Origin of the sequence: Polaribacter sp. BM10 (genome assembly GCF_002005425.1) — a bacterium.
GTDB lineage: Bacteria > Bacteroidota > Bacteroidia > Flavobacteriales > Flavobacteriaceae > Polaribacter > Polaribacter marinaquae.
Window position 1 is genome coordinate 360,496 of record NZ_CP019704.1, and the last position, 12,380, is coordinate 372,875.

A 12,380-nucleotide genomic window follows, 5' to 3' on the forward strand; every position below is an offset into this window, starting at 1 on the left:
ATCTAAAAGATAACTTTATAAAAATATAAAAATGAAAACATTAAAATATATACTATTATTTTCATTGACAATAACACTATTTAGTTGTCAAGAAGAAGATCAAGAATTTGGTCAATTAACAGTTCCTAGTAATATTAATATTCAAAATGAAATTATAGGAAAAGATGATACCAATGTTTATGGTGATGGATCTGGAATTGTAAAGTTTAAAGCCACTGCAAACAATGCAGTAAGTTATATTTACAATTTTGGTGATGGATCTGATAAAGTGGCTTCTTCTAGCGGAGAAGTAGAGCACAGGTTTACAAAAACAGGTGTTAACACATACAATGTAACAATTGTTGCATCTGGTAAAGGTGGTGTTTCATCATCTTCTACAATACTTTTAGAGGTTTTTAGTGCCTTTGATGATATTCAAGCAAGATCTTTTTTATCTGGTGCACCTTTATCTAAAGATGCTGCTGGTAACGATGTTTTAGAAGTTACAACGCCAGTTTCTAAAACTTGGTATATCGACAACACTGTTGATGGAGCTTTAGGTGTTGGTCCTTCTTTAGCGTTTGATATTCAAATTAATGGCGGACCAAGCCAATATTATTATCCAGCATTTTTTGCAGCAGCTGCAGGTACAACAAACGACTGTTATGCAGACGATGAGTTAACATTTACAATTAATGAAGATGGCTCGATAACGTATGCTTTAGATAATAAAGGAGAAACTTTTTTCAACGGAAATGCAGCACATCAAACAGTTGTTGGTGGTTCTGGCTCAAACGGAGATGAATGTTTTACGTTTGATACTTCATTCGATAGTAATGTTTCATTAGCGCCTTCATCAGAAGATTGGTCTCTAGTAGCAGATCCTGCTTTTCAACCAAGAGGTACACAAATGAATTTTTCTAACGGTGGTTTTATGGCATATTATGTTAGTTCTACAAGTTTCGAAATTTTAGAAATTTCGGAAACAGAAATGTATGTTAGAACTTTAGATGGTGTAGATCCTAATTTAGCTTGGTATTTTAAATTTACAACAGTAAAACCAGGTTCTGCAACAACTTCAGCATTTACAAATTTAGTTTGGGAAGATGATTTTAATACTGATGGAGCGCCAAATGCTGCAAACTGGACTTATGACTTAGGTGCAGGTGGCTGGGGAAATAACGAGCTTCAAACATATACAAACAATGCAGAAAATGTAATTGTAGAAAATGGAAGTTTAAAAATTAAAGCAAAGAAAAATGGTACGGGTTACACTTCTGCAAGATTAAAATCGGAAGGATTACAAGAGTTTACTTACGGAAGATTTGAAATTAGAGCCAAACTACCAGCATCGCAAGGTACATGGCCTGCAATTTGGATGTTAGGAGCTAACTTTAATTCTGTCGGTTGGCCAAATGCAGGAGAAATGGATATCATGGAACAAAAAGGAAACGACAAAAATACTGTTTTAAGTACCATACATTATCCAGGTAATTTTGCTGGTGGCGGACCATCTATGTCAACGAGTTTACCAACATCTACAACAGAATTTCATGTATATACAATAGATTGGTCTGAAAATGAAATTAAATTTTCTATAGACAATGTAGCGTATCATACACTAGAGAATGATGCTTCTTTACCTTTTAATGCAGATTTCTTTTTTATAATGAATGTTGCCATGGGAGGTACACTTGGTGGTGATGTAGATCCTGCTTTTACAGAAGATGTTATGGAGGTAGATTACATCAAAGTATTTCAATAAATAAAAAACTTTTTAGAAGTAGCTTTAAATAAGTTAACAATCGGTATTTAGATCTAAAATAATACATTCTTAAAATTTTGAATGCAAGATTTTTATATCAAAATTTAAAATTAATTAATCAAAAAAAGAAGTAAATGAGCACTGTTTTTAAAGATAAACCAACAGTAACTAATAACGGAAAATTAGTAACTATAGGAAAAGAGTCTTTTTATAAGATTGAAAACACACATACAATGCGTCCTTTTTTTATGACTATTGTGTCAGATTCAAATCATTGGATGTTTGTGTCGAGTAATGGTGGCTTAACTGCTGGTAGAAAAAATGCTCAATATGCTTTATTTCCTTATTATACAGACGATAAAATTACAGCGTTAGCAGAAACAACAGGTTGTAAAACTATTTTTAGAATTAAAACGCAAGAAAGCACAAAACTCTGGGAACCTTTTTCTGAGAGACAAGCTGGTTTGTATGATATAACAAGAAATATTTATAAAAATACTTTTGGGAATAAAATTGTTTTTGAAGAAATTAATAACGATTTAGAATTAACTTTTAAGTATGAATGGAATTCTAGTGATAAATTTGGTTTTGTTAGAAAAGCAACCTTAGTAAACAATGCTAATGCCAATGTAAATGTTGAAACTTTAGATGGTTTTCAAGATATAATTCCGTTTGGTATTGGGTCAGATTTACAAGCAAATGTTAGTAATTTGGCAGATGCTTATAAAAAATGTGAATTAGAAGAAAATGTTGGTTTAGGTATTTATGCTTTAAGCGCTATTATTGTAGATAAAGCAGAACCTAGTGAAGCGTTAAAAGCAAACATTGTATGGTCTTTAGGTATCAACAATCCTACTTATTTATTATCATCATTACAAATTAATAACTTTAGAAGAGGTTTTGCTTTAGAACAAGAAACAGCTATTAAAGCAGAAAAAGGTGCGTATTTAACTGCTTTTGAGTTCAATTTACCTTCAAATTCAGAAAAAAAATGGTTACAAGTTGCTAATGTAAATCAATCTGTAAGTGATGTTGTAGAAATTTCTCAAATAATAAAATCTAAAACTGCAGTAGAAAATTTATTGAAAGATGATATCGATTTAGGGACAAAAAACTTAATAAAATTAACCGCCTCGGCAGACGGTTTACAGTTAACAGAAGACAATTTAGTAAATACAAGACACTTTTCTAATACGCTTTTTAATATAATGAGAGGTGGAATTTTTGATGATAATTATTCTATCGAAAAAGAAGATTTTATCAATTATTTGCAAAAAGCAAATAAAAATGTGTTCCAAGATAATAAAAGCGATTTAAATAAATTAGCGGCAGTTTTTAACTTATCCGAAGTAAAAAATATTGCGAATTCGAGCTCAGATAAAGATTTTAAACGTTTATGTTTAGAGTATTTGCCTTTAAAATTTAGTAGAAGACACGGAGACCCGAGTAGACCATGGAATAAGTTTTCTATCAATACTAAAAACGAGGTTGATGGTTCTAAGGTTTTAGATTACGAAGGAAACTGGCGTGATATTTTTCAGAATTGGGAGGCTTTAGTGCATGCTTATCCAGAGTTTATCGAGAGTATGATTCATAAATTTTTAAATGCAACTACTTTTGATGGTTACAATCCTTATAGAGTTACAAAAGGTGGTTTCGATTGGGAAGTTATCGAAGAGCATGATCCTTGGTCTTATATTGGTTATTGGGGCGATCATCAAATTATTTATTTGCTTAAGTTTTTAGAGTTTATCGAAAAACATTATCCTAGTGAATTGACAAAATTATTCACAGAAGATATTTTTGTATATGCCAATGTGCCCTATAAAATTAAATCTTACGAAGAAATATTAGAAAACCCGAAAGACACAATTGATTTCGATTATCAATTAAATGCAGAAATTGATAAAAAAAGAAGTAAAATTGGTGCTGATGGGGCACTTTTAGAAGCTAAAAACAGCCAGATTTATAAAGTTAATTTAATAGAAAAATTATTAGCAACTGTTTTGGCAAAGGTTTCTAATTTTATACCAGAAGCAGGTATTTGGTTGAACACGCAACGACCAGAATGGAATGATGCCAACAATGCTTTAGTTGGTAATGGTGTTTCTATGGTTACACTATATTATTTACGCAGATTTTTAAATTTTTACGAGAATATAGTAAATGACTCTTCAATTACAGAAGTAAGTATTTCTTCTGAATTACAAACTTTTTTCAATGAAGTGTTAGCTACTTTAAATAAACATCAATCTATTTTATCTAGAGAATTTACAGATAAAGAAAGAAAAACAGTATTAGATAGTTTAGGGAAACCTGCAAGTAAATACAGGTTAAACATTTATAAAAACGGATTTTCTGCAACTAAAAAAACTATTTCTAAGGAAGATTTATTAGCATTTATAAACGTTACAAATACATATTTAGAGCATTCGATTAGAGCAAACAAGCGTAATGATAATATGTTTCATGCTTATAATTTAATGACAATAGAAAATAAAGAAGAGGTTTCTATTTCTTATCTATCAGAAATGTTAGAGGGGCAAGTTGCTGTTTTAAGTTCTGGCTATTTATCACCAAAAGAAGCACTAGGCTTACTAGATGGTTTAAAAAATAGTGCACTTTTTAGAGAAGATCAATACAGTTATATTTTATATCCTAATAAAGAATTACCAAGCTTTACAAAGAAGAATAACATCGCTAAAAATAGTGTAGAAAATTCAGAATTATTATCAGCTTTAGTAAAAGAAAACAACAAAGAAATTATAGAAAAAGATATTTTAGGAAATTATCATTTTAACGGTAATTTTAATAATGCAAATAGCTTAAAAGAAGCTTTAGATAATTTATCAAAAGAAAAATATCAAAAGTTGATAGAGAAAGATTCAGCTAAAGTTTTTGCAATTTTTGAAGATATTTTTGATCATAAATCATTTACAGGTCGTTCAGGAACATTTTTTGGTTATGAAGGTTTAGGTTCAATTTATTGGCACATGGTTTCTAAGTTATTGGTTGCTGTGCAAGAAAACTGCTTGTTAGCTGTTAGAAATAATGAAGATGAGGCTATTATAGGAAGACTTTTAGATCATTACTACGAAATACATGCAGGAATTGGAGTGCACAAATCACCAAAGCTTTACGGAGCCTTTCCTACGGATGCTTATTCTCATACACCTGCAGGTAAAGGAGCGCAACAACCGGGTATGACTGGGCAAGTAAAGGAAGATATACTAAGTCGATTCGGTGAATTAGGTGTTTTTGTGAAAGAAGGGAGAATTGTTTTTAATCCTCGTTTATTAAAAACATCAGAGTTTTTATCAGCAGAAAAACTATTTAATTATGTAGCAGTTTCTGGTGATGAAAAAACAATTAAAGTTTTAGAAAATCAATTGAGTTTTACGTATTGCCAAGTGCCGATAGTTTATGAGAAATCAGACACTAAAAATGTAACTGTTTTTTATGAAAATGGTGATAAAGATGTTTTTGAAAAATTAGAATTAACTCCAGAAGTTAGTTCAAAATTATTCAAAAGAACCAATGAGGTGGCAAGTATTAAAGTTTCATTTTAATAAACTATAATAAAGATGAAAATGATAAAAAAGATGAATGGTTTCCTTTATTTTATATGGATAATTATGCTCTTTTTTATCGTTTCATGCAAAGGTAATGCAACTAAAAACAAGGTTGGTGTTAGAAATTTATCTGCATCAGAAATTCTAGGTAATAAAGAGTATTTGGCTATTTCGTATGGCGGATATCGACAAAAATCAAGAAATATTCAACCTACAATCAAAGAATTAAAAGATGATTTGAAAATTTTGTCTGCAATGAAAATTAAAGTTCTAAGAACTTATAATGTTCATTTAAAACAAGCAGCAAATTTATTAGAAGCTATTAATCAACTTAAGCAAGAAGAAAGTGGTTTTGAAATGTACGTAATGTTAGGCGCATGGATCGATTGTAAAAATGCTTTTAATAATAATGGTAAAGAACCTAATCATCTTGAAGAAAGCGAAAGGAATGCTATTGAAATAGAAACAGCTGTTACATTGGCAAAAAAGTACCCAGAAATTGTAAAAATTATTTCTGTTGGTAATGAGGCAATGGTAAAATGGGCGACAAGTTATTATGTTCAGCCAAAAGTGATACTAAAATGGGTAAATTATCTTCAAAAATTAAAAAAAGAAGGCGAGTTACCAGGTGAGCTTTGGGTTACAAGTTCAGATAATTTTGCTTCTTGGGGTGGCGGAGATAAATCTTACCATACAGAAGATTTAACACGATTAATTAAGGCGGTAGATTTTATTTCTATGCACACATATCCAATGCATGATACACATTATAATCCTGTTTTTTGGAAAGCTAATAATGTTAAAGATGCTGATGTTTCTAAGGAAGTAAGAATAGATTCTTTGATGAAAAATGCTACAAAATATGCAGTATATCAATATAAAAATGTAAAAAAATATGTTGAAAGTCTAGGTGTTCAAAAACCGATTCATATAGGAGAAACTGGTTGGGCTACAAAATCTAATGGCTTTTATGGTTCAAAAGGATCTAAAGCAACAGACGAGTATAAGCAAGCATGTTATTATAAAGCAATGAGAGATTGGTCTAATAGCAACGGAATTACATGTTTTTATTTTGAAGCTTTTGATGAGCAATGGAAAGATGCTAAAAATCCTGAAGGGTCAGAAAATCACTTCGGATTAATTAATAATAAAAGTGAGGCAAAATTTGCGCTTTGGCATTTGGTAGATAAAAATGTGTTTAAATCATTAACACGAAATAATTTGCCAATCGTAAAGTCTTACAATGGTAATAAACAGAAATTAATGGAAGAGGTTTTACTTCTTGAATAATATTTAAAATGAAAAATTATATACAGTTAGTTTTATTGACCTTTCTTTTTATCTCATGTAATTCTGAGACAGAAATCGATGTTGTAAGTGTTTCGAAAAATAAAATCTTGGTAAATAATACACCTTATTTTATTAAAGGAATTTGTTACCATCCGGTTCCTAAAGGAAGTAATAAAAGAAGTTTTAAAAGTATAGATCAAGATTTAAAATTGATGCAAGAAGCAGGCATAAACACCATAAGAGTTTATGAACCAATTGCAGACGTTACTGTTTTAAATAAATTAGAAAAAGCAGAAATTAAAGTAATTATTGGGTTTGGGTACAAACAAGATGGTATAAACGATTTATATTCTGGCTCTTATTTAGACTACATAGAAAAGTTTAAAAATCATAAAGCAATTTTAATGTGGGAGTTGGGTAATGAATACAATTATCATCCAGAATGGTTTGATGGTGATATTTTAAACTGGTACAATGTTATGGATAAGGCTGCAGTAGCAATTCATAAAATAGATAGTAATCATCCGGTAGCAACAGCGCATGGTGAATTACCAAATGCAATTGCATATGCTAAAGGCAAAAATATTGATGTTTGGGGAATGAATGTTTATAGATGGGATAATCCTGAAGAAATTTTTACGCAATGGCAACAAATCAGTTCTAAACCAATGTATTTATCAGAAGCAGGCAGTGATAGCTATATGACTATTGCTAAAGATGGCTTTGAAAAAGGAATTAATGAAAAGGCACAAGCAGCAGCTACTTCAAAAATTCTAAACAAGATTGTTGCGAATAAAGATAAGGGTAACGGTGTAACATTGTTTTCTTTTACAGATGGTTTATGGAAAGCAGGTAATAACAATCAACAAGATATTGGTGGTTGGGCTCCTAATAGTTCTGGGGTGCCATATGATGGTGCTCCGAACGAAGAATTTTGGGGAATAGTAGATATTAATAGAAAGAAAAAAGAGGTTTTTTCTATTGTAAAAAACGTGTATTCGTCTTTAGATAAAAAATAAAACATTATGAAAATAGATCTAAAAAGCGTCTTATTATTTATGTCAATTTTGATGATAGTAAGTTGTGAAAAAAAACAAGAAGTTTTAGATGTAGAAATTTATGAAACTTCTGCCAAAGGAAATAAGCTATCTAAAATAAAGCCTTTTTCTGGAGATGAAAACTCATCAACAATAAAAATTAACGATCAAAAGAAGTTTCAAACCATAACAGGTTTTGGAGGTTCTTTTACAGAGTCTTCTGCGTATTTGTTAAACAAATTGAGCAAAGAAAAAAGAAATGAAATTTTAGAAGCATATTTTGGAGAATCTGGCGCTAAATATTCTCTTACTAGAACTCATATGAATTCATGTGATTTTTCATTATCAAATTATTCTTATACACCAGTCGCAGACGATGTAGAATTAAAACATTTTTCTGTTGCTGAAGACAAAGATGATATTATACCGATGATTAAAGATGCAATGGCAATTTCTAAAGATGGTTTTAAAATAATTGCTTCTCCTTGGTCTGCTGCACCTTGGATGAAAGATAATAATAGTTGGGTTGGTGGTAAATTGTTGCCAAAATATTATGATACATGGGCCTTGTTTTTTTCTAAGTATTTAGACGCCTACAAAAATGAAGGAATAGATATTTGGGGATTTACAGTTGAAAATGAACCGCATGGAAATGGTAATAATTGGGAAAGCATGCATTATTCACCAAAAGAAATGACCGATTTTGTTCAGAATCATTTAGGACCAAAATTAGAGAAAGATGGTAAATCGAAAGTTAAAATTTTAGGATACGATCAAAATAGAGCTGGCTTAAAAGAATGGGTAGATGAAATGTATAAGACAGAAGAAAGTGCGAAGTATTTTGATGGTACAGCAATTCATTGGTATGAAAGTACGTATGAGGTTTTTCCGGAAGCTTTGCAGTACGCACATCAAAAATCTCCAGATAAATATTTAATAGAAACAGAAGGTTGTGTAGATTCTGAAGTGCCAAAATGGAGAGATGATTTATGGTATTGGTCTAAAGAAGCAACAGATTGGGGTTGGGATTGGGCTTCTGAAAAGGATAGATATTTACACCCTAAATACGCGCCTGTATATAGATATGCAAGAGATATAATTGGCTGCTTAAATAATTATGTTGATGGTTGGGTAGATTGGAATATGGTTTTAGATACACAAGGCGGACCAAATTGGTTTAAGAATTGGTGTGTTGCTCCGGTAATAGTAGATCCAGAGAAAGATGAAGTGTATTTTACACCAATATATTACACTTTAGCACATTTTAGTAAATATATAAGACCAGAAGCTTCTATAATAGAAGTAACTAATTCTGATAAAGAGTTACAAGTAACGGCGGCAAAAAATCCTGATGATTCTATTGCTGTAGTAGTTTTTAACGAAGGCTTAAATCAAAAAAGTTTCACTTTAAATTTTTTAGAGAAATCGGTATCTGTAAAAATTGATGCACAAGCAATTCAAACAATAATTATTCCTGCAAACTAAAAGAAATATGGAAACAGCTAATTTATCAAAAAAGAAAAAAGTTTCTTTCGGGCAAAAAGTAGCGTTCGGCTTAGGGATGTTGGCAAATCAAATGTTTCCGGCAGTTTTAGGTATTTTTACTGTGGTTTTAGTAGAAAATTTAGGTTTCCCTGGTTGGATGTTAGGTGTTTTATATTTTCTACCGAGAATTTTCGATGCAATTACAGATCCTATTATGGGTTTTATTTCAGATAATACGAAATCGAAGTGGGGTAGAAGAAGGCAATATGTTTTAATAGGTGCAATTATAATGGGCGTTTCATTTGCTCTAATGTGGCAAATGTATACATCAAACTCTGTAAATTATAATTTTACGTATTTTTTACTTTGGTCTTTTGTCTTTTATTTAGGATTAACCATTTTTAGTGTTCCTTATGTGGCAATGGGTTATGAAATGAGTGACGATTTTCATGAACGAACAAATATAATGGCAACTGCACAATTAATTGGGCAATGGGCTTGGGTAATTGCACCTTGGTTTTGGGTTTTAATGGCAGACACAACATTGTTTAAATCTGGTGATGTTGCAACAAGATCTTTAGCAATATATGTAGCGATAGCTTGTGCTTTTTTGGCTGCGGTTCCTGCAATATTTATCAAAAGTAAATCAACCTTAAATGAAAACTACTCGTCTTTAACATTAGGCAACATAGGTGGTAGTTTTAATGAAATAATAGAAGGTTTTAAAGCCGCTTTAAAAATTGAACCTTTTAAAAAATTATGCATTGCTACTTTTTTAATATTTAACGCTTTTAATACGATTGCAGGTTTTTCTTACTATATTATTAAATACTACTTATTTGCCGGAAACGAATCTAATTTTGGTCTTTGGCCTACTTTATTTGGAAGTGTTGGTGCAATTGTAACTACTTTTTTAGTAATACCTATTGTTGCTAAAATGTCTAAAAAAATGGGAAAGAAAAAAGCATTTTTAATTTCTCAAGGAATTTCTGTAGTTGGGTATATTTTACTATGGTTTTTATTTATTCCGGGAAAACCCTACATGTTTTTGTTTGCATTGCCATTCTTTTCTTTTGGCATTGGAAGTTTATTTACCTTGATGATGTCTATGACTTCTGATGTTATTGATATCGATGAGTTAAATACAAATAAAAGAAGAGAAGGTATTTTTGGAGCGATTTATTGGTGGATGGTTAAATTTGGATTAGCAATTGCAGGTTTGTTAAGTGGATTAATTCTAACTTTTGTAAACTTTGAATCTGGTGCAGCAATTCAAACTGAAGAATCAATGTTTGGTTTAAGAATTTTCTTCTCAGGATTACCAATCTTAGGAACTTTAGCAGCAATGTATGTAATGAGAAATTATGATGTTACTGAAGAAAAAACGCTTTTAATTAGAGCAGAGTTAGATAAGCGAAACAATAACAAATAACTAAATAGTCTAGTTTTTAACTAAAACGAAAACACAACAAGTTTAATTTAAAACCTCTAAATTATAATTAAATTTTTTTTCAATTGTCTGAATTATAGTTTGTTGTTTGCGTTTCTTTTCTGTTTTGTTTCTTTTTATCGAATCTTTTAACTATACATTACCCATACAAACTGCTTTTGTTTTAAAGTTTGATTAGTTTAAGTTTTTTTACTTTTATACTTTTTCCTTTGCTATTCCTTATTTTATAGTAATTTCATAATATATCAATTGTTTTTTTATGATGTATGTTTTTTGTTGTGGTGTTTTTTAAGGATTATTTAATCATATTTTTTAATATTGATTTATTAACTTAAAAACAATTAACACATGAAAAAAATTACTTTACTTTTACTTTTAATAACTGCTTTTGGGTTTGCTCAAAATTCCGTTACTGTAGACGGTTCTCAAACATGGAACGGTTATGTAAACGCATTTAATACTTCGGATGATAGTTATGCATTTGGATTTAGTTATGATGTGGCAAATTTAAAAACTACACTTACTTCTACATCTGTAACATTACAACCTAACTTTGCAATTTGGTCAGCAGAAAATACAAATCCATCTTGGTTTGATAATACAACAACGCCAAATAAGTATATAGAAGCAAGTTCTTACGTAGAAAATAACGGATTAGCAGGTTCGGATTTAACTTTTTCTGCAAATTTAGATGCTCATACTATAAACTCAGCATACAAAGTTGTCGCTTTTATAAAAGCCTTAGATCCAAATAATGGTTATGCAACTGTGGTTAATAAAAACATCGTGCTAACAAACGGAATGAGTTCTTTTTCTGTGTCTGCAACAGGTGCAGAATTGCAATCTGGTTTTATAATTCAGTATGGTTTTTCTGTTACAGGTGCTTTAGGAGACCCTGCAAATGAAACATCATTAGGAAGTGTTGTAGTTACTGAAAATGCAAGCAACGATTCTGGAAATACGACCAATGATGGTGTTACTATTGATGGTTCTAAAACTTACAATGGTTATGTAAACGCATTTAATACTGCAGATGATAGTTACGCTTTTGGATTCTCTTATGATGTAGCAAATTTAAAAACTACGGTAAATGCATCAACAATTACATTACAACCTAATTTTGCTATTTGGACAGCCGAAAACACTAATGCTTCTTGGTTTGATAATCCTACAACACCAAATAAGTATATAGAAGCAAGTTCTTATGTAGAAAATAACGGATTAGCAGATTCGGATTTAACTTTTTCTGCAAATATCGATAGTTATACAATCGATGCAGGTTACACTGTTGTTGCATTTATAAAAGCATTAGATCCTAATAATGGTTACGCTACAGTTGTAAATAAAAGTGTCACTTTAACAAGTAGCATGTCTTCTTTTTCAGTTTCGGCATTAGCTGCAGAATTACAAGCAGGTTTTATTATTCAATACGGTTTTTCTGTAAAAGGTGCATTAGGTAATCCGTCTAACGAAGCCAGTTTAGGTAGTGTTGTTTTAAGTTCTAATGCTGCAGTAGCAAGTGTAGAAAGAAATTCTTTATTAAACATTTCTATGTATCCTAATCCTACAAATAATTACTTAAATATTTCTTCGGATAATATAATTTCTAAAGTTAGTATTTACAATATTTTAGGAAAACAAGTAAAAAATATTCAAGTAAATGAAAAATCAAAAAGTATTGATGTTTCGAATTTGAGTAAAGGTGTTTACATGATTAAATATACAGTTGATAATACTGTAGGAAGTTCTAAATTTATGAAAAATTAGAGTTTAGTTATTTATATTAAAACGTCTAGATACGT

The 12,380-nt window shown here is 30.5% G+C and carries 7 protein-coding genes; all 7 read left to right on the forward strand.

Going from position 1 to position 12,380, the window contains the following annotated elements:
- Positions 1-31: 31 nt before the first annotated feature.
- On the forward strand, positions 32-1,744 hold the full coding sequence (locus BXQ17_RS01495; RefSeq protein ID WP_077808925.1) for a family 16 glycosylhydrolase: 1,713 nt from the start codon (positions 32-34) through the stop codon (positions 1,742-1,744).
- 134 nt (positions 1,745-1,878) lie between these two features.
- Positions 1,879-5,313 (forward strand): hypothetical protein, encoded by a 3,435-nt coding sequence (locus BXQ17_RS01500; protein ID WP_077808926.1) that lies wholly within the window; start codon positions 1,879-1,881, stop codon positions 5,311-5,313.
- Positions 5,314-5,334: 21 nt separating this feature from the next.
- Positions 5,335-6,606, forward strand: a complete 1,272-nt coding sequence (locus BXQ17_RS01505; protein ID WP_187661447.1) for a glycosyl hydrolase family 17 protein — start codon at positions 5,335-5,337, stop codon at positions 6,604-6,606.
- An 8-nt stretch (positions 6,607-6,614) separates the two neighbouring features.
- Positions 6,615-7,625 carry a glycoside hydrolase family 2 TIM barrel-domain containing protein gene (locus BXQ17_RS01510; protein ID WP_077808928.1) on the forward strand — a complete coding sequence of 337 codons (1,011 nt, stop codon included), beginning with the start codon at positions 6,615-6,617 and terminating at the stop codon, positions 7,623-7,625.
- 6 nt (positions 7,626-7,631) lie between these two features.
- Positions 7,632-9,128 carry a glycoside hydrolase family 30 beta sandwich domain-containing protein gene (locus BXQ17_RS01515; protein WP_077808929.1) on the forward strand — a complete coding sequence of 499 codons (1,497 nt, stop codon included), beginning with the start codon at positions 7,632-7,634 and terminating at the stop codon, positions 9,126-9,128.
- Positions 9,129-9,135: 7 nt separating this feature from the next.
- Positions 9,136-10,560 (forward strand): MFS transporter, encoded by a 1,425-nt coding sequence (locus BXQ17_RS01520; protein WP_077808930.1) that lies wholly within the window; start codon positions 9,136-9,138, stop codon positions 10,558-10,560.
- Positions 10,561-10,926: 366 nt separating this feature from the next.
- Positions 10,927-12,345, forward strand: coding sequence for a T9SS type A sorting domain-containing protein (locus BXQ17_RS01525; protein ID WP_077808931.1), 1,419 nt, complete (start codon positions 10,927-10,929; stop codon positions 12,343-12,345).
- Positions 12,346-12,380: the final 35 nt, after the last annotated feature.